Below are 19476 nucleotides of genomic sequence, written 5' to 3'. Positions count from 1 at the left end.
TAATAAAATTGTTAACAATTAAATATATAAGGAAAGGTGAATGTCATAAATCCGGTTGGTTGTACAGCCAGACAGACTGTCGACTGAGGTTTATAAAGCCATTTTATAACAACAAAATAACCGATAGGTAAAACTATGAACCAAAGTACATTTAAAAAAAGCACGCTCTATGCTGCCATGCTGGTTGCAATGAGTGGTGGAGCATATGCCCAGCAAGAAAGTTCTGGGGAAGATGCTCAGAATATTGAGGTCATCGAAGTTCAGGGAATTCGCAGTGCCTTGACAAAGTCGGCTGCGATAAAGCGTGACTCTGATGGTATTGTCGATGCCATAACCGCCGAAGATATAGGGAAATTACCCGACACAAACCTGGCGGAATCATTGCAACGTATTTCCGGTGTATCCATTGACCGGGCTAATAACGAAGGTAACAAGGTTACCGTACGTGGTTTTGGACCGGATTTTAATCTGGTTACTTTAAATGGTCGACAAATGCCAAACTCGTCGGCATTACAGTCCGCTGGCATATCACGAAGCTTTAACTTCCGTGAAATTGCTGCGGAAAGTGTTTCTGGCGTGAATGTTTATAAAACGGGACGGGCAAACGTATCGTCCGGTGGCATTGGCGCAACGATTGATATTCAATCGGCTCGTCCATTTGATTATGACGAATTCACCGCATTTGCCTCAGCGAAAGCCATTTACGATACCAGTGTTGAAAGCGGTGATGATATTACACCTGAAATCTCAGGCATGATCAGCAGTACGTTTCTCGATGGTACCTTAGGCTTGCTTCTTTCTGCATCGCATTCTGAACGTGACAGTCACACCGATGTCGTTGGTACCGACGGTTGGGTACGAAATCGAAGTGCGGATAATGTTGATAAAAGCGCGATAGATACCAGCAAAAATCCAGAGCAGGCAATTTGGACACCCTGGACTGCACGTGTAGAGCATTTCGATACGGAACGTGAACGCCAAAATGCACAAGCTGTGCTGCAATTTCAACCTTTCGATGGGTTAGTAGCGACGGTTGATTATACCATGTCGCGCCTGAAAGAAGTGAGTCAGACAAATCGTATGGCGTTCTGGTTTGATAGCCCGATGGGTTCAGCGGATGTAAACGGCACCTTGATTGACCCTCGTGATCCGGATGATGAATTGAATTTCTGGGCATGGGAATATTATGAAGAGAAAGAAAATGATTCAATTGGTGTAAATATTGAGTGGCAAGCGACAGATTCTTTGTCTTTTGGTCTTGATTTGCACGATTCTACGTCTCATTCTAACCCGGATGGTCAAACCGCAGAGACTCTGGCGAACCTAAAAAATCCTCCGGGTTCGGTCGCGCTGATTGGTGCGGATTTTGATGGTGAAATTCCAGCGATTATTGTTGACGACTCTTCACTCCCTGGCGGTGGATACGCAAAACAAAATATTGTTTCTGATTTATACCAAAAACGTGGGTATGAGATGGAAAATAATATCAAGCAATATCATCTGTCCGGTAGTTGGGAAAACCTTGGTACCGATAGTGCGCTTGCTCGTATCAATTTTGGTGTGGTTCGCACCGAATATGAAGTGGATACCTACTTAAGTGAAGTGTTCTCGTTTGTTGACGTGCCTTTGGACAATCTTGATCTGGACTTTATTGAACTGGGTGATACCGCAGATCAATTCCCAGGTACCGAAAACCTATTCCCGTTGATCCCGCAATATAACGTTCATCAGTTTATTGATATTGTTGCAGCCGAAGGAAAGTTTGTTGAACCGTCCATCAGAACTAATGGTATTTCCGAAGATACAACAGCACTTTATGTATCGGTCGATGTAGATACAGAGTTCAACGAAATGCCAGTTAAGATGAATGCCGGTGTGCGATATGAATCAACCGATGTAACGGCATACTCCATCCAAAATGGCATATTGGCGATGAATTACCGTCATGTTCAGGAATTACGTCCGGTATTTGATGACGTGCCTTCAGAACAAGCATTGTCCGGTGATTATACCCGTATTTTGCCAAACCTTGATGTTAGCATGACGGTTACCGATGAATTGGTGACTCGTTTTTCCTATAGCCGTACATTAGCTCGTGCCGGGATTAGCGCAATGTTTCCTGCGACGGTTGTCAATGCACGCCCTGGTGGTCCATTTAATGCCTCGCAAGGTAACCCAAACCTGTTGCCAATCACATCCGATAACTTCGATGTATCTGTTGAATACTATCTGGATGACGGGAGCTATGCCTCAGTAGGGTATTTCAAGAAATATGTTGAAAACTTTATTGGTGCTGGCACAGAAAACCGTGCTATCAATGATGTTAATGGTGAACCTTTACGTGATCCTAGTGTTGATCCGCGGCCCGGTTGCCCAGATGCGTCAGAGATACCGAATTCTGCTTGTTTAAGCCAGGCATCCGATCCGGTCATCAGCTGGGAAGTCGCGACACCGGACAATATTCAAAACCGGGTTGTCGATGGGTGGGAATTCAACGTGCAATATATGTTCGCAGATTCCGGGTTCGGGGCTGTTGCTAACTATACCTTAGTAGACAGTGACGAGGCATTTGATCCGTATAACTTTGAACAGACTATCGCGTTAACCGGTTTAAGTGATTCTGGTAACCTGATTGGTTTTTACGAAGGGGACAATTTCCAAATCCGTTTCGCTTATAACTGGCGAGATGAGTTTCTGTTGAGCCTGGGCAACGAGCCTACATTCACAGAAGCATACGGACAATTGGATATGAGCGCGAGCTACGACATCACAGAGGCATTGACCATTACTTTTGATGGCTTGAATCTGACCGATGAAACGGCGCGCCGACATGGCCGTTTTGAAGAGCAGTTGCTATCGGCAGAGCAATATGGTCCGCGTTACAACCTGGGGATCAGTTACAAGTTCTAACTGCCGTTCCCGGTGTTATTGATCGTTGATTTAAACGATTGTAATTGGCTGTTCATCAAGGCTTAGGCTTTGTTGGGCAGCCACTATTGCAGGAGTTAACCACTCCACATAATGTAAAAATAAGACAAAAATAATAATTCATAAAAGGCTATGTTATGTCACAACCAATCAGGGAAATAATCATTGTAGGCGGCGGTACCGCTGGTTGGATCACTGCCGGTACCATTGCGGCAAAGCTAAACAGGGCCCATCATAATCCACCCCGGATCACTCTGGTAGAATCGCCAAACGTCCCGATTATCGGAGTCGGAGAAGGAACATGGCCAACGATGCGTCGCTCGTTGCAGGCGATGGGGGTGAATGAAACCGAATTTATCCGCCAGTGTAATGTATCTTTTAAGCAAGGTGCAAAGTTTTGTGGCTGGGTGACAGGGGCAGTCGATGACGGCTATTATCACCCTTTGGTATTACCCAAAGATTTTGAACAAACCAATCTGGCTGAGCACTGGTTATCGTTGCAGGCTATGCATAACAAAGTCCCTGATTTTGCGAATAGTGTCTGCAGCCAAGGGGCATTATGTGAGCATGGGCTTGCACCAAAATTAATAAGTACCCCCGAATACGATAGTGTGGCCAATTATGCCTATCATCTCGATGCCGGAAAGTTTTCCAAATTTTTACAGCATCATTGTGTTGAACAATTAAATGTCCAACATATTTATGCGGATGTTGAGGTTGTGGATAGCCATTTAAATGGCGATATCAAATCGTTAACCACAAAGAAAGGCCAGACGATTGAAGGCGATTTTTTTATTGACTGTACTGGCTTTAAAAGCCTGTTGATAGGTGAGCACTTTAAGATACCGTTTAAATCCTGCCAGGACATTTTATTTAATGACAAGGCGATAGCGGTGCAAGTGCCTTATCCGGATAAAAATAGTCCAATTGCTTCTCATACCATATCCACTGCGCAAACATCCGGCTGGATCTGGGATATTGGGCTTGCCAATCGTCGCGGTGTTGGTCACGTTTACGCCAGTGATTACATTAGTGACGTCCAGGCTCATCAACAATTGCTCGACTATCTGAATCTTACTGAAGCACAAGCCGCAGACCTGACTTTCAGACCCATTACTTTCAAACCGGGCCACAGACAAAAATTTTGGCATAAAAACTGTGTCGCCGTGGGGTTATCCGCGGGCTTCTTAGAGCCTCTGGAAGCATCCGCGCTATTATTGGTCGAGATTTCTGCATCGTTTATCGCACAGCAATTACCCGCAGTCAAAGAGCCCATGGATGTGATTGCCAATCGATTTAATCGGTTGTTCTTATATCGTTGGCAAAGCATTATCGATTTTCTAAAACTCCATTATCTGTTAAGCAAACGGCGCGATAGCCAATATTGGATCGATAATCAAAACCCGAAATTTATTCCGGATTCTTTGCAGCAGATGTTATCCCTGTGGCGGTACCAGTCTCCCTGGCATGAAGATTTTCCTTATGCTCAGGAAGTATTTCCCGCAGCCAGTTATCAATACGTCCTCTATGGCATGGGCTTTCATACCCAAGCCAATCCATCAGGTTTATCCCTGCATAGCCAGCAACAGGCGCTGCAATGGATGCAAAAAAACGCGATGGAAACCAAACAATTAGTTGCTCAAATGCCGAGCAATAGAACCTTGTTGAACGCCATTGCTCAACAACAGCTGGCAAAAATATAACCTGAGGTATTTAGACAATGTATACGGTATTAAATAACAAAGAGCATAATCAGTTACGTGTATTCACGGATCATGGTGCCCACTTCGGTGAGGCGGTCAATCGGGTTCCTGTTTTGGCCGATGAGTTGAAATCACTGGTATTAGACTTTCCCGTCTGTTTGTTTAAGGACCCAAAAAATGGCAAGTTTTCCATGCATGCTTTACTGGGGATCGACTCTCAGGAAAATCTATTTTTGCAGGGTGATTCATGGACTTCCCAATATATTCCTGCCCACTTTCGTCGTCAGCCATTTATGGCCGGCATTAAAGGGGAGGGGGAATCACCAACCCCTGAAAATTTGGTACTGACCATTGATATGGAAAGCCCGAGAGTATCGAGCAACGATGGCGTAGCCTTGTTCGAAGTGGATGGCTCTCCAAGCAGTTATTTGCGTCAAACCAGTCAGATGGTGTTTTCTCTGGTACCGGCGATGAATAGAAATGAAGCATTTATACAAGCCTTGCTTGCCAATGACCTGCTCGACGCTGTGCAATTAACCCTGACATTAAAAAGCGGCGAAAACCACCAGCTGGACGGCATGTATACCGTCAATGAAGAGAAGCTCAGTCAATTAAATGCGGAGCAAGTACAATGGTTTCATCGCCAGGGGTACTTACAGGCGTGTCACTATTTGATTGCTGCGGTGGGTAATATTCAAAAGCTCGTGAATTTGAAAAATAATCGATAAGGCTGACAACATTTTGTCGCTCTTGATACTGGGCTCAAGACATGGCAGAAATGTTAAAAAATCCAAGATGTTTTGACTCTGGACAACGTCTGATTAGGCGGGTAAGGTGAGTTTACCTTTATTGCCTTTACCCTCTAATGTTTTACTGTGAGCGAATAATGACTCAAAATATCAACCGGTTACTTTCAGGTTTACTTTTTGCATTCTGCCTTTTTTCCGCCGCCTTATCCTTTTCGACTTTGGCTGCTGAAAACCTGAACCCAGATGAACGGGCCATTGTCAGCGCGGTACAGACACAGCTATCCAGGCACGTAACATTGCTTGAGGATTCGGTAAACATTAACAGTGGCACGATGAATTTTTCCGGGGTGCGCAAGGTTGGCGAGTTGTTTAAAAAGCAATTTACCGAGCTCGGCTTTGAGGTCGAATGGCTAAGCGGTGATGGCTTTGAACGGGCAGGACATTTGCAGGCGAGCAAAATCAGTGGTGAGCCGAATGCGCCTAAGATTTTGATGATTGGCCATTTAGACACGGTATTTGCCGTAAACGATGAGTTTCAGCAATATAAACAACTGGCCGATAATAAAGTATCGGGCCCCGGCATTGTCGATATGAAAGGCGGCGATGTGATTATTATTGCGGCCTTAAAAGCACTAAAGGACACTGGCTTGTTAGACAATGTCAGTATTCGTGTGGTGATGACGGGTGATGAAGAACGCAGTGGTCGGCCTCTGTCGCTGTCGAAAAAAGCCATTATTGATGGTGGTAAGTGGGCCGATATCGCCCTGGGGTTTGAAAATGGCGATAGCGATATCAATACCGCGATGGTGGCTCGGCGTAGTTCTATCGGCTGGGAATTAACGGTTACCGGAAAACCAGCACATTCTTCACAAATTTTCAGAGAAGACATCGGTTATGGCGCGATATTTGAAGCTTCCCGTATCCTGACGCAATTTCAGGAACAATTGTCCGAACGGGAAAACCTGACATTTAACCCTGGTATGTTTGTCGGTGGCACGACAATTTCCCATGATCCGCAAACATCCAGCGGCACCGCATTTGGCAAATCCAATGTTATTGCTAAAGACGCCAAAGTTATTGGCGGTATTCGGGCATTATCGCTGGCGCAATTGCAACAGGCACAAAAAGATATGCAAGCCATTGTGGCCAAAAGTCTACCGCATACTCAAGCGACATTAACGTTTAAAGACGGTTACCCGCCAATGTCACCTCATCAGGGCAACCAACAATTGCTGGCGCTGTATTCGCAAGTCAGTACCGATTTAGGTTACAACAAGGTGGTTGCCGCCAACCCACGAAAAGCCGGCGCCGCGGATATTTCATTTGCCGCCAATCATGTGGATATGGCATTAGATGGTTTGGGTCTCATGGGATGTTGTGGCCATACCAAAGACGAAGTTGCGGATATGAGCAGCTTCTCGAAAAACATCGAAAAGGCTGCTGTACTTATTTATCGCTTAAGTAACGCGAACTAAGTTTAAGTATCAGCTCTTTTGTTTTTGCCGCCAATGGTGCTGATGGCCATTAAAAGGCCTTGAGGTATAAAGACAGAAAAGGATTTAACATGACAAAGCGATTAGTGCAGACATGTCATTTGGCCCAGGTCGCTCGGGGTGGAATATTTTGCTTGCTATCTTTGCTATTTATCACGTCTGTTATTACCTCGCAGATACGCTCAGCAAACGCAAGTGAGTCGGCTAATGCAGGCTGGGCTACTTTGAATGTGGGGGAGTCGTATCATTACACTGTGATGTATCGCGATGAGCAAGTGGGTCATCGAGAGATCAAACGTCAATCTACCAATACCTGGATATTTAAAGCCAATGGCCGTCCTTCCGGTTTTAATCGATTATCCGAGGTTACCCTTGGTGATGATGGAATGCCGGTTGCATTGCAGATCAACGGACAGAAAAATCCCGTGGAAGCCTGGCAAGAGCATTTTACTTTCAAGAATTCCGTGGCACGTTGGAAAACATCGGTAGATGCGGGTGAGCAGAAATTGTCCGAGCCGGCAATGTATATACCGATACACCCAGCTTATGATCTAGGTTTGTTAGCTTTGCGACTTATTGAGAGCGATAACGGCTATTTGGATTTATTGCCTCAGGGCAAGGCACATATTGAAGCTTTGTCTGAGAAAATAGTGAAACGTGGAAAAGATAGCCGCACTCTTCGTCTTTACGCAATTCATGGTTTACATGTTCGTCCCATGTATGTCTGGCTTGACCAACACGGCATGACGTTTGCCGACGAATGGGCGATACTCCAAGGTTGGGAATCGGATTATCCACAATTTCGTGCTGCGATAGATAGTGCGCTTAATCAGCATATGCAGAAGCTCGCTCTGCAAGCAATGCCAGCACCAACGGCAGGTGTACTGGTGATACGTAATGTCAGTCTTTTTGATCCTATCAACGGAGTTATTAATGACAAGCTGTCCGTGCTGGTTCGAGAAAACCGAATTGTTTCTGTTGGCCCGCGAAGCACTATAGATATACCGGCTAATGCACAAGTGATTGATGCGGATGGTTTGACTATGCTGCCGGGCCTTTGGGATATGCATGCGCATCAAGACAGCCAGCGCTTTCGTAATGCTTATGTACCATTTCACCTGGCCGCAGGTGTTACATCAACCCGCGATTTAGGCAGCGATCCAAAATTATTGGTGGCAGTTAAAAAGCAAATAGAGAATCGCAAACTTATCGGTCCCAGGATATTGATGGCCGGAATGGTTGACGCTAAAGAAGGCAGGCTAACCGGCCTTCGCGTCGGCGATGAGACCGCAGCGGAGGCTGCTGTCGATAATTTGGCAAATCAAGGGTTCGTACAGGTAAAAATATATGCAGAATTACCACCGAATTTAGTCAGTGTTGTTATCGCCAGAGCAAAGGAGAAGGGTTTACGCATTAGCGGGCATATTCCAGAATACATGTCAGGCACCGATGTGATCCACGCCGGATATGATGAAATTCAACATATGTCGGAGCTTATGGATGGCATTTTACTGAGTTCGGAGGACGAAGTTGAAGTGAGTGATGAAATATGGGGGAAAATGCTCAGTCAACTAACGCCTCAATCGAAAATTGTTAACGACTATATCGCATTGATGAAAGCAGAAAACGTCGCTGTAGATCCGACCATTGCTTTATTTGATTCGACGGGACACACGCCGCCATCTTGGATTATTGATGAATTGCATCGCTTCCCCAAAGGCAACGCTCAGCGCCGCTGGTTGGGTGTTTCTAAGGGTAATTGGGCGGGCGCAAGTTGGCCTCAAATTCGCCAGCATGCCTTTGCAATCCTTCTTGCTATGCATAAAGCGGGAGTCACTATTTTACCCGGTACGGATCATTTTCCTGGGTTTGGATTACACAAAGAGCTGGAGTTATACGTAGAGGCCGGTATTCCTGAAGCTGAGGTTTTACGACTAGCAACATTAGGGGCCGCTCGCACCATGGGGCTAGATAATGAGTTTGGCTCAGTAGAGCCGGGCAAGTATGCAGACTTTATTTTAATCGATGGAGACCCACTGAACGATATCCAGGCGATCCGGCGGGTAGTGTGGGTGATTAAAGACGGTGAGGTTTATAACCCTGCTCTAATTTTAGCTGCCCAGGGTGTCGCTCCCTGTTGCACAGATTAAACACTTACTTAAGGCCTGATTCTCTTTCCTTGCCGAATTTTGTTCAACTAGAGCCTGTTAATTAAAGAAATTATTTAAATTAGACAACAGCCACAGCTCTTGATTTTGGATAGACGTTGGCAGTAAGCGTAAAATTGCTCTGCCTGAGCCTGAGCCTGAACCTGAACCCTAGCCCCTTTTCCCATGCTCCTAAGGACATTACTTGCTATAATCCCACCTTTAATCGTCCTGCTAATACCAATCACATTAAATTATTGCTCACTCAGTGAGAATTTAAAGGCTTTTAGACAAGGCTTTGATTGCAGAGAATGGTTATTCCATTGTCAAAATCAGTGACGCAGGATAAACGCCTTTAAAACTCACCCGTAGGGAGTTTACCAGAGGCCCATTTACGGCCCTATATTTCATTAATATAGAATGACTATATCAATAAAATCTATGTTGTAACTGAACCTCTGCCCTAACTCTGAGTTGTGCACAAACTTAATGTGATTGGTATAATCTAGCATTTCGCGACTGTATCGTTATACATAGGCACATATGTCATTTTCTAAATTAGGATTATCCGCACCCATTGTTGAACGCTTAGCTGAGCTTGGCTATGAATCGCCAACGGATATTCAAAATAAAGCAATACCTGGAGCGCTCTCAGGTAGGGATATCATCGCAGCGGCGCAAACAGGAACGGGTAAGACCGCCAGTTTTGTGTTGCCGATCTTAGAGCGAATTAACAAAGATCATAAACTGCGGGGTAAACGGATCAGATCGCTTATCCTAACACCGACGCGGGAGTTGGCGGTACAAGTTGAACAAGCCGTAAAACAGTACGCTGAAAATCTGTCGCTGACGTCATTGGCGGTATATGGAGGAGTGGACTCCAGCGCCCAAAAAAATGCTTTGATTTGGGGCGTGGATATTCTTGTCGCCACCCCAGGACGATTGTTAGATCTTGCCCATCAACGTGCGTTGCATTTTGACGAACTACAGTTTTTAGTCCTCGATGAAGCTGACCGTATGTTGGATATGGGCTTTATTGAAGACATTAATAAGATTGTTGAGCGATTGCCAGAAAAACGACAAAATATGCTATTTTCGGCAACCATGTCAGATCAGGTGAAAGCGTTAGCTAAACGTACGATCCACAAGCCGATTGAATATTCAGTATCGCCAAAACAGGTGAGCCATCAAGCGATCAGTCAATGGTTAGTGACGGTGGATAAAACCAATAAATCGGCCTTGCTGAGCTTTTTAATTAAAGAGCAAGATTGGCAGCAAGCACTGATTTTTATTGAAACCAAACATGGGGCGGCAAAATTAGTTAGCCAAATGGAAAAACGCGGCATCAAAGCCGAGTGCATTCATAGCGGTCGCACTCAAGCGAACCGTGAACAAATTTTGTCAGATTTTAAAAGCGGAAAAATTCACTATTTGGTGGCAACCGGTGTAGCGGCGCGTGGCATTGATATTGGCCAGCTAGAGCGGGTGATTAACTATGATTTGCCGGCTCAGGCCGATGATTATATTCATCGCATCGGCAGAACCGGCCGCGCTGGCGCAACGGGGGAGGCAATTTCGCTGGTTTCCAAAGATAATTTCAGGGAGCTTTGTGCGATTGAATCACGCCTTGGGCATATTATTGAACGTCGGGAATTTGCAGAGTTTCCGGTGAAAAAGACGGTACCTGTCTCGGTATTGAATTTTGTGCCTAAAAACAAAAAATAGATATAAGCAAAACCAATCGCTAACTGTTGGTTTTAACGAAAAGTGTAAATAGTAAACCTCTCGGCGAGAAGCAGGACAAAGATAATGAATAAAAAAACAGCAAAGCAAACCGTTTCCGATGAAACCAGAGAGCAGGCAATGAAAGTGGCGAAAGCAACGCAAAAGCCTGGGCAAACAAAAGAGCAGACGAAACTGATTGCCCAAGGCATCGAAAAGGGCATTGCCGAGTATAAAAAACAACAAAAAAAGCGTGCTCGTTCCGCAGATCAGCAACGAAAGCAAAACCTAAAAGCGCAACAACGAGACCTGAAAAGTAAACCGCAACATTTGGGTGACGCAGCAACTAAACAGGATATGGGTAAAAGTACTGCAGCATTTTTGCCCTGGTCACTGCTAGCCGTGAGTTGGGTGTTGTTTATTGCCTATCTGTATTTTGCCGGCTAATGCTTGTCTATCCGTTGTGGATGATGATCATGGTGTCTGTTTTTAGCTGATAATGACTGAGTGTCAATCCATTGCCTTTAATGAGTATCAGGCTTCGCAGGTAACTGAAAAAATCGGAATGTTGACCATCATCAACCACATCGGCCATACCCAGGCGCCAGTTAAAGTTATCGAGTGTTGCCTCATCATTAATGGCCAGTTCAATGGTCGAACCTTTACCATTTTCCAGGGCAGGGATTTAAACGCTGATGGCTTAATGATGTTATCGGGCATAAGCATAGCTTTCGGTAATATCGGTACAACGTAATGGACGTTATGATAGAGCCGCCTGTGCCTTTTAATCGGTGTAAACCAAAGGAAATGGCGAATAGGCTGTCTTGTCTTTAGGTTTCAGGATAAACGACTCTGGGCTACTGAGTTTAGCGACCAAAGCCTTTTTTATTGTTGTAATTATTTTACTTAGTCGTCTGACCCAACTAGTTTTATAGCATGTCTGAATTTAAGACGGTTCGCTGAGTAGTTCACGAAGGTATTGTGAAAGCTCCCAAATGAAGTTTAATCTTGGGATTATTGCAACGATGATTAAAGCGATTATTGGCATGCTATTATGCTTTACGGCTGCTGTATATGCCGAAACCAATCCACCCACCTATGGCCATTCAACGACCATTAATGTTGAAAATCGATGTATCGTACAGTTTATCGATGACCTGCATCATGAGCAAGTACCTGGCCTAGCTAAAGGTGTGGCCAAACGTGTTAATGCTAACGTTCAACATATATATAAACATACCATTAAAGGAATGACGATTAATCGACCATGCCATGCGGTTCAGGCAAAATTGTCAGCGCACGATTTGATCGTAAAAATCACGCCAGATGGTGTCGTTAGTGCTGCCAAGGGAAAGCCAAAGGATAAGTCTAACAGTAAAGGACAAGAGCAGCCCTGGAATGTTGACAGAGTGGGAGGATCTCAAGATGGCACGGGAATGACTGCCTGGGTCATCGATTCGGGTATTGACCTGGACCATCCTGATCTCAATGTTGATTCAGCCCGTGGGTTTACCGTCATTTATGCTGGCAAACGCCTTAGTATGAACGACGCAAATGGACACGGAACTCATGTTGCCGGCACGATAGCAGCGATTAATAATGAACTGAATGTGATTGGGGTTGCCGCAGGCGCGACCGTTGTTCCCGTTCGAGTACTGGATCGGCAAGGCAATGGTACTTGGTCTGGTTTTCTTGCAGGTATTGATCATGTCGCGGCTAATGCTGGTGCTGGCGATTGTGTGAATATGAGTTTAAGTGGCGGCGGTTACAGTTTAGTTGATGATGCTGTAAAAGCGGCCGCCAGTAAAACCGGTGCGTATTTTGTATCTGCAGCAGGGAATCAGAATGTGAGCGCCACGACACGCTCTCCAGCCAGAGCTAATGGTCCGGGTGTTTACACGATTTCTGCCATAGATGCCGACGATAATTTAGCTTCCTGGTCAAACTATGGCAATCCTCCCATTGATTTTTCTGCCCCCGGTGTGAACATTTTATCGCTATATAAAGGCGGTGGTACAGCGACTATGTCGGGCACCTCAATGGCGGCCCCAGCAGCCTGTGCCGTTTTGATGCTAAGCAATGGCAACCCTTCTACCGATGGCGTTTCCGGCAATGATCCTGATGGTAATCCGGATCCGATTATTACGTTGTAAAACGTAGTTAATCGAGAAAGTAATAACTTGCGAATGCAGTAAGGGTTTAAAAAGCCGGGAATGCTCCCGTTTTTTTTATGTTGCGAGTATTCTTAATCATTCTGTTTTTGAAATTTATGAGACAAGTGTTCCATTTGTTACGTTACCTTTCCCGATGTTTTCTTGTTTGATCCTCGACAATGAGTCATTTTTATCATTTCAAAATTTTTAGAGTCGGCCTTACTTAATTGATGATCTTTGTTATATTAAACGATATAAATCATTAACCTATAGGTCATTATGCGCACTTTCTTTAACCGTATTTCGGGCATTGCTTTAAGTGTTGTTTTGAGCTGTTATAGCTTGTCGCTTATGGCGTCAACATCGGGTGTTGATTTGCTTAAAAAAATGGATGAGCTTTATCGGTCTGACACCTCAGTAGCAACCATGAAGATGACCATAGTCACACCCGATTGGCAACGCACATTGGAAATGGATAGTTGGACTCGTGGCATGGACGATACTTTTATTCGAGTTCTGGAGCCCAAAAAAGACCGAGGGGTAACCACGTTAAAAATTGACCAGCAAATGTGGAATTATTTTCCGAAAATTAACAAAGTGATCAAGGTGCCACCGTCGATGATGATGGGTTCATGGATGGGATCCGACTTTACCAATGATGATTTAGTCCGCGAGAGTTCTCTGGTTGACGATTACCATGTCGATAATGAAGACCTTGGTGATAATATTTTACTGACTCTGACACCGAAACAAGAGACAGTGACGGTTTGGGGTAAGATCACGATTTTAGTGAAAAGCGATTCCCTGTTGCCGATTAAGCAAACCTATTTTAATGAAAAGGGCAGTAAAGTTCGGGTGATGACCTTTTCTGATGTGCGCGAGTTTTCAGGAAAAACCATTCCCGCCACTATGACCATGGAACCTCTCAATAAAAAAGGTCACAAAACCATAATTCAATATGAACAGGCAAAATTTGATGTTGAGATCGCAAATAGCGTGTTTACCCAGCGCAATATGAAGAAACGTTTTTAATGTTATTGTTAAAGCTGGCATTTAGAAATATCTTGCGTAATCGCAGACGCAGTTTGCTGACTTTACTGAGTATGAGCGGCGGATATTTTTTGCTGGCAACAATGATTTCTATGTCAGAAGGCAGCTACAGCCATATGATCAACCTGTTTACTCAGGATCATACCGGTCATGTGCAGATACATTACTCCGATTATTTAACCCGCCCATCGTTGAATAAAACCATTAATAATGTTGATGAATTAGTTAACAACATTTCTGGTTATCCTCATGTTAAAAGTGTCACCTCCCGAGTTTATGCGCCATCACTGGCTTATGGTAAAAATAAAACCTTCCCGGCTCAGGTGATTGGCATTGATCCAAAACGAGAAGCCGCCACGACTTTACTTGAGCTGAAAGTAAAACAAGGACAATGGCTCAGCAACGGTATGTCTGAGTCTGGCTATTTTCCGGCATTGATCGGTGTATCTTTGGCAACCAATTTAAATTTGGGTTTAGGCGATGAATTGATTTTGATTTCGCAAGGGATCGACGGCTCCATAGCCAATGATATTTTTATTATTACCGGGATCGTTGGCACGGCGGATTCTTACGAGCGTAACAATGTTTATCTGAGTCTTGGTGCAATAAAACAGTTTTTGGCGATGCATGATCAGGCCCATGAAGTGGTTATCGCGCTTGATCATCAGTCGCGGGCGATGCCATTCGCTGACGCACTTAAATTGCCGCAAAACCTGAATGCCGCACCATGGCAAAAAATCGAAGAAAGTTTTTACAAAAGTATGCAAGTTGATAAAAAGGGCAACTACATAAGCCTTGGGGTGATCATGTTTTTGGTTTCAATTGGCGTTCTTAATACCGTACTGATGGGAACCATGGAACGCACCCGGGAATTTGGCGTTTTAAAAGCTATCGGTACCCGTCCGAAAATGGTATTTATGTTAATTATTATGGAGTCATTTATTCTGGCGTTGGCAAGTTGTATTGTCGGCATGTTGTTGGCGTTCGCGCCGATTTATTATTTGACCTATATTGGCCTGGTGATGCCAGAGCCTATTGATATGGGTGGCGTTGAATTTCAGATAATGCTTGGTGAATTTAGTGCATTTGTATTGCTTGTGCCGGCAATTACTGTCATTGGATCTACCTTGTTGGTGAGCTTATTTCCTGCATTAAAGGCCGCGAAAACCGTACCTGTTTCAGCGATGCAGGCGGCCTGATAGATGGCGATGTTCTCCCAGCGATTAATCACATCATTAGCGTCCCGGAGCATTTTTCGAAATACCCGTCGAACCTTATTAACCATCGCATTGATTGCTTCATGTCTGGCGGCATTAATGTTTACCGACGGCATTGTCCGTGGCTATACGAAATCGATGGTTGATATCAGTACCCAAACGTTTTTAGGCGAGGCGCAGATACACCAACAAGGTTATCGCCGTAATAGTGATGTGGATTTAACCATTAACAATACTCAGCAACTATTGCAGCAACTTAGCCAGGATGCAAAAGTCGACTCGTTTAGTCCAAGGGTTATCTCTGGTGCTATGTTGTCGTCGTCACAAAATGTATCTGGTGGCATGGTATACGGCGTGATTGCAGAGCATGAGGCGAAGGTTTCCAAGTTAAAACAGGCGCTGATTCAAGGCCAGTATCTAAGCGGCAATCCCCAGCAAGTTTTACTGGGGAGTGAATTGGCGGAAATTCTTGACGTGACACTAGGCGATCGCATCGTGATCACATTGTCGCAAGCCTACGACGGCGATTTATCTCAGGAGTTATTTCGAGTGTCTGGGATCATTCGTTTTAATGACCGGGGGATGGATTCCAGTGTCGCATTTATTAACTATGATCAGGCCAAGAGCATTATTAATGTCCGTGGTGCCCATGAAATAGCCATACAGCTGCAAGGCGATGCTATTGTTGATGACAGAAACGACCCGTTTTGGCAAAAATACAACCATAATGACCGCGAGTTGTTGAGTTGGAAAGCGCTGTTCCCGCAAATCAATGGCATGTTAGAGATGTCATCTTATTCAACGCTGATCACCTCTCTCATCATGTATATCCTAGTATCATTAGGTCTGATTAATACCATGTTTATGTCCATCTTTGAGCGTCATAATGAATTTGGCATCTTGCTTGCGATTGGCACTCGGCCAAAACGGTTGTTTGCGCAAATTCTTTGTGAAGGTTTTTTTATCGGCGTTATTGGTATGATTTGCGGGTTATTGCTCGGCTATATTGTCTGCCAGGCCGGAGCCCATTATGGGATTAATTTTGGCGATGCGGTTGAATTGTCTGGGATTACTATCAATGAACCGATTTATCTTATTATCAATTATCTTGAATTTATCAAATTGTCGCTCGCTTTATTGTTGGTGACCATGCTGGCCTGCATTTATCCGGCATTGCATGCATCTAAGTTGAGTCCGTCGTTGGCAATGCGCAAGCCTTTATAGAGATTACTATGACAAGTGTAATAAAAACCATTAACTTAAGCCGTCACTTTGGTCAGGGGGACACTCTGGTTAAGGCTTTGGATGAGGTCAATATCACCATTAAAAAAGGAGAGTTTACCGCCATTATTGGTCCTTCGGGTTCAGGAAAAACCACGCTATTGCAACTTATCGGTGGCCTGGACGAAACGAGCGCTGGCAATGTCATTCTTGATGATAAAAATATTTCCGATATGAGTGGTCAGGAATTATCGGATTTTCGTCGTGATCATATCGGCTTCGTGTTTCAGGCGTATAATCTTATTCCAGTATTATCAGCAAAGGAAAATATTGAATACATCATGTTGCTACAGGGTGTTAGTGCTGATGAGAGGCATCGACGCGTTGAACATATCATGGCGCAGGTTGGTTTAACCGGCTTGGCGTCACGACGACCAACGCAACTTTCCGGTGGTCAGCAGCAACGGGTCGCTATTGCTCGGGCAATGGTGTCTAACCCCAGCATTATTCTCGCTGATGAACCGACTGCGAACTTAGACTCTCGCACCGGCATGGCTTTAATCGATATGATGAAAAAATTAAATGAACAGGAGCAAATGACGTTTGTTTTTTCTACCCATGACCCAAAAATCATGGAAAGTGCGCGGCGAATTATCACCCTTGAAGATGGTCGGGTTGTGGACGATTTTGTTAAATAAACGCCTGATTTTTGCATTACTGATATGCACGATTATCCCGTCATCCTGGGCCAATGAACTGGTCACTTCCGGGTATTTTAAAGGTTATTTGTTGGGCCAGGATGAAATAGATATCCAGGGCAGTCTTGATGACCTTGGTGATGATATACCCGATCACATCAATGGTGGTATCCAATCGCAAAATGCAATGCGATTAATGATCAATTATTTTTCTGGCGACATTAATGTAGAAATGCATTATGAGATACAGCCGATATTTAGCAATTATGACTTCTTAACCGCGAATTCAGGTGTTATCGGTAACACCTTATCCAGTGCGACAAATGTGTATCGATATAAAGATCTGGAAACCAGCATTTTTAAATCGGATACCAGTTTTGTCACATTACAAAACCTGGATAGGTTCAACCTGCAATATACCGCCGAATGGGGGGATACCACGATTGGCCGACAAGTGGTTGCGTTTGGATCCGCCCGATTTATTAATCCAACCGATATTTTTGTACCGTTTGCCATTCAAACCCTGAATCAGGAATATCGGGTTGGCATAGATGCCATTCGCTCGCAAATCAGTTTAGGTGATTTTTCGACGCTCGATTTGGGGCTGGTGGTTGGTGAAGATGGCAAGAAAAATTACAATGCCGTCTTTGCCAGATACCAGCAATCTGTGGCGGCAAATGATATCGAGCTTATCGGTATTTCACTTGCGGATGCATATTTACTTGGCGGCGGCATTGAACGCGCCATTGGCGACTTTGGTGCCTGGCTGGAAACGGCTTACTTGCATGCGCACGGGCGAGAACGTGATGATCAGGCAATGATTGACGATACCACAATCGTTACGAATATCGATACTCCGCTGATGATGCAGTCCAGTACGCTAGCGGAATTTATGCAAAGCTACTGGCGCACATCGGCCGGTATTGACTATGCCATAACCGAGGAGTTTTATGTGGCAGTGGAATATCATTTCAACGGTGCTGGCAGCGACAACCCCGATGACTATTTGTCGTTATCAACAACAGCGCCATATCAACGTGGGGGTGTGTATTTATTTGGTAAACATTACCTAATCCCATCTTTTAATTATCAAATCAATGCGTTGAGCACGTTATCCAGCAGTGCGTTTATCAACCTAAATGATCAATCGACGTTTATTGCCATACACATGGAGCATAGCTGGAGTGATAACCTGTATTCTGACCTTGGTGTTTATCTAGCGTCCGGCCACGGTTTATTGGCGAGTAATTCTGAACTGCAAGTCGGCTCTGAATTTGGTTTTTATCCAGAAACTGTCTATGCGAGCTTACGTTATTATTTTTAAGCGATTAGCAAAGTTTGTGGCAATTGTTTAAGTAAATGTTGTTCGATAAAAACGGTCTGGATTCGCGCATATTCGTTTTTGGGGGCAGGGATACCCATAAGGGCAGCAGTAATCGCCTGGAAATACCGCTTATCTTGTTGGTTAGCAGGGCGATACATGAAGCTAATGGTTTGACTGCGCATTGGTAACTGAGTGATTCTCAATTCGCGCAAATATTCCCTCACGTAACACGGTATGGAAAGCTTTTGTTAATTGATTACGATGGAAGTGATATACAGGTAATTGTAAAGATTGGCGTTAAGAGAAAGATGAAGGTGATGTGACTTGCTTTGGGGAAGTTGTGGTATGGAACACAATTTCCGGCAAAGCGAGGTTACGAACGAAGTCGTGATTAGCTGTTTAGCAACCAGTCGAGAAATTTATGAGTGTCGACAGAGCTGTTGAGTTTTAGCGCTTTAGCGCCGTTGTGGTCAGTAAAAATAACTTTGTTGTTGTTTACCGATACATTTTCTACCGGTGGGGCTACGTGTAATTCTTGCCCGTTATATTGATACGACATAATTGTCCTCTTTTTTATTTATTTTAATATTTATTTCTCTTTAGTTTAGTTTGTTAATTGATAAATGCTTAATTGACTCAATGTTAACTGCGAAATATGACAGTTTTATTGCAGAGCGCATTTAAAACACATTTAGAACAAAATCAGAGTAAATGTTAGGGTAATTGAAAGATCGAACAGTTGGATTCTTGTATAAAGGGGGAGAGGATAATGCGACAAGAAATCAGGGAGTAGGATAAATCAAAAGGCCAGAGCGAACTCTGACCTTAATTCAAGCGACTGAAGAGTATTCAGTCCCGTTACTTAGATAACAGTAACGTTTGCAGCTTGAGGACCTTTTTGGCCTTGCTCTAGGTCAAACTTAACTTTTTGACCTTCTGCTAGAGTTTTAAAACCTTCAGAAGCGATAGCACGAAAATGTACGAATACATCTTTGCCACCGTCGTCCTGAGTGATGAAACCAAAACCTTTATCTTCATTGAACCACTTAACGGTACCAGTAGACATAAATA

The 19476-nt window shown here is 44.2% G+C and carries 17 protein-coding genes; 13 read left to right on the top strand and 4 right to left on the bottom strand.

Annotated features, from left to right (window positions below; genetic code table 11):
* The first annotated feature begins 135 nt into the window (after positions 1–135).
* From FE810_RS06765 to FE810_RS06735, 7 genes are all read left to right on the top strand, one after another.
* A complete protein-coding gene (locus FE810_RS06765) occupies positions 136–2910 on the top strand; it encodes a TonB-dependent receptor (protein ID WP_138319261.1) in 2775 nt (924 codons plus the stop codon).
* 155 nt (positions 2911–3065) lie between these two features.
* A complete protein-coding gene (locus FE810_RS06760; RefSeq protein WP_138319260.1) occupies positions 3066–4631 on the top strand; it encodes a tryptophan halogenase family protein in 1566 nt (521 codons plus the stop codon).
* A gap of 17 nt (positions 4632–4648) precedes the next feature.
* Entirely contained in the window at positions 4649–5359 is a 711-nt protein-coding gene (locus FE810_RS06755; RefSeq protein ID WP_138319259.1) for a SapC family protein, read from the top strand.
* Positions 5360–5517: 158 nt separating this feature from the next.
* Entirely contained in the window at positions 5518–6855 is a 1338-nt protein-coding gene (locus FE810_RS06750) for a M20/M25/M40 family metallo-hydrolase (RefSeq protein WP_138319258.1), read from the top strand.
* An 89-nt stretch (positions 6856–6944) separates the two neighbouring features.
* The gene (locus tag FE810_RS06745; RefSeq protein WP_138319257.1) at positions 6945–9023 is read left to right on the top strand and encodes an amidohydrolase family protein; all 2079 of its coding nucleotides are present in this window, start codon (positions 6945–6947) and stop codon (positions 9021–9023) included.
* Between the two features lie 540 nt (positions 9024–9563).
* Entirely contained in the window at positions 9564–10745 is a 1182-nt protein-coding gene (locus tag FE810_RS06740) for a DEAD/DEAH box helicase (RefSeq protein ID WP_138319256.1), read from the top strand.
* Between the two features lie 84 nt (positions 10746–10829).
* Complete coding sequence (locus FE810_RS06735) at positions 10830–11189, top strand: DUF2956 domain-containing protein (RefSeq protein ID WP_138319255.1); 360 nt, start codon at positions 10830–10832, stop codon at positions 11187–11189.
* Positions 11190–11196: 7 nt separating this feature from the next.
* On the opposite strand, the gene FE810_RS17290 is transcribed toward FE810_RS06735, so the two are convergent.
* Positions 11197–11382 (bottom strand): HutD family protein, encoded by a 186-nt coding sequence (locus tag FE810_RS17290; RefSeq protein WP_370738921.1) that lies wholly within the window; start codon positions 11380–11382, stop codon positions 11197–11199.
* Between the two features lie 355 nt (positions 11383–11737).
* Between FE810_RS17290 and FE810_RS06725 the strand changes: the two genes are divergently transcribed.
* The 6 genes from FE810_RS06725 to FE810_RS06700 all read left to right on the top strand — a co-directional run bounded on the left by FE810_RS06725 (position 11738) and on the right by FE810_RS06700 (position 18405).
* Positions 11738–12895 (top strand): S8 family serine peptidase, encoded by a 1158-nt coding sequence (locus FE810_RS06725; protein ID WP_138319254.1) that lies wholly within the window; start codon positions 11738–11740, stop codon positions 12893–12895.
* 351 nt (positions 12896–13246) lie between these two features.
* Positions 13247–13927: an outer membrane lipoprotein-sorting protein gene (locus tag FE810_RS06720; protein ID WP_138319253.1), complete on the top strand. Its 681-nt coding sequence runs from the start codon at positions 13247–13249 to the stop codon at positions 13925–13927.
* A complete protein-coding gene (locus tag FE810_RS06715) occupies positions 13927–15144 on the top strand; it encodes an ABC transporter permease (protein ID WP_138319252.1) in 1218 nt (405 codons plus the stop codon). The genes FE810_RS06720 and FE810_RS06715 overlap by 1 nt, the downstream gene beginning before the upstream one ends.
* A gap of 3 nt (positions 15145–15147) precedes the next feature.
* On the top strand, positions 15148–16386 hold the full coding sequence (locus FE810_RS06710; protein WP_138319251.1) for an ABC transporter permease: 1239 nt from the start codon (positions 15148–15150) through the stop codon (positions 16384–16386).
* An 8-nt stretch (positions 16387–16394) separates the two neighbouring features.
* Positions 16395–17081 carry an ABC transporter ATP-binding protein gene (locus FE810_RS06705; protein WP_138319250.1) on the top strand — a complete coding sequence of 229 codons (687 nt, stop codon included), beginning with the start codon at positions 16395–16397 and terminating at the stop codon, positions 17079–17081.
* Positions 17071–18405 carry a hypothetical protein gene (locus FE810_RS06700; protein ID WP_138319249.1) on the top strand — a complete coding sequence of 445 codons (1335 nt, stop codon included), beginning with the start codon at positions 17071–17073 and terminating at the stop codon, positions 18403–18405. Before FE810_RS06705 ends, FE810_RS06700 begins: the two co-directional genes overlap by 11 nt.
* Here FE810_RS06700 and FE810_RS06695 read toward each other — a convergent pair.
* From FE810_RS06695 to cspE, 3 genes are all read right to left on the bottom strand, one after another.
* Positions 18402–18617, bottom strand: a complete 216-nt coding sequence (locus FE810_RS06695; protein WP_138319248.1) for a hypothetical protein — start codon at positions 18615–18617, stop codon at positions 18402–18404. The genes FE810_RS06700 and FE810_RS06695 overlap by 4 nt on opposite strands.
* Positions 18618–18796: 179 nt before the next feature.
* Complete coding sequence (locus FE810_RS17065; protein WP_171022280.1) at positions 18797–18964, bottom strand: hypothetical protein; 168 nt, start codon at positions 18962–18964, stop codon at positions 18797–18799.
* A 303-nt stretch (positions 18965–19267) separates the two neighbouring features.
* Complete coding sequence (gene cspE, locus FE810_RS06690; RefSeq protein WP_138319247.1) at positions 19268–19471, bottom strand: transcription antiterminator/RNA stability regulator CspE; 204 nt, start codon at positions 19469–19471, stop codon at positions 19268–19270.
* Between the last annotated feature and the right edge of the window lie 5 nt (positions 19472–19476).

Source organism: Thalassotalea litorea, from assembly GCF_005843925.1.
Taxonomy (GTDB): Bacteria; Pseudomonadota; Gammaproteobacteria; order Enterobacterales; family Alteromonadaceae; genus Thalassotalea_A; species Thalassotalea_A litorea_A.
The sequence above is the reverse complement of the archived record's forward strand: the minus strand, read 5'-3'. Positions and strand labels throughout refer to the sequence as shown.

Coding starts and splice junctions, on each gene's coding strand:
- FE810_RS17065 (WP_171022280.1), bottom strand. CDS start 18,964: ATGTCGTATCAATATAACGGGCAAGAATTACACGTAGCCCCACCGGTA.
- FE810_RS06705 (WP_138319250.1), top strand. CDS start 16,395: ATGACAAGTGTAATAAAAACCATTAACTTAAGCCGTCACTTTGGTCAG.
- FE810_RS06740 (WP_138319256.1), top strand. CDS start 9,564: ATGTCATTTTCTAAATTAGGATTATCCGCACCCATTGTTGAACGCTTA.
- FE810_RS06750 (WP_138319258.1), top strand. CDS start 5,518: ATGACTCAAAATATCAACCGGTTACTTTCAGGTTTACTTTTTGCATTC.
- FE810_RS06735 (WP_138319255.1), top strand. CDS start 10,830: ATGAATAAAAAAACAGCAAAGCAAACCGTTTCCGATGAAACCAGAGAG.
- FE810_RS06765 (WP_138319261.1), top strand. CDS start 136: ATGAACCAAAGTACATTTAAAAAAAGCACGCTCTATGCTGCCATGCTG.
- FE810_RS06710 (WP_138319251.1), top strand. CDS start 15,148: ATGGCGATGTTCTCCCAGCGATTAATCACATCATTAGCGTCCCGGAGC.
- FE810_RS06760 (WP_138319260.1), top strand. CDS start 3,066: ATGTCACAACCAATCAGGGAAATAATCATTGTAGGCGGCGGTACCGCT.
- FE810_RS06720 (WP_138319253.1), top strand. CDS start 13,247: ATGGCGTCAACATCGGGTGTTGATTTGCTTAAAAAAATGGATGAGCTT.
- FE810_RS06725 (WP_138319254.1), top strand. CDS start 11,738: ATGAAGTTTAATCTTGGGATTATTGCAACGATGATTAAAGCGATTATT.
- FE810_RS06755 (WP_138319259.1), top strand. CDS start 4,649: ATGTATACGGTATTAAATAACAAAGAGCATAATCAGTTACGTGTATTC.
- FE810_RS06715 (WP_138319252.1), top strand. CDS start 13,927: ATGTTATTGTTAAAGCTGGCATTTAGAAATATCTTGCGTAATCGCAGA.
- cspE (WP_138319247.1), bottom strand. CDS start 19,471: ATGTCTACTGGTACCGTTAAGTGGTTCAATGAAGATAAAGGTTTTGGT.
- FE810_RS06745 (WP_138319257.1), top strand. CDS start 6,945: ATGACAAAGCGATTAGTGCAGACATGTCATTTGGCCCAGGTCGCTCGG.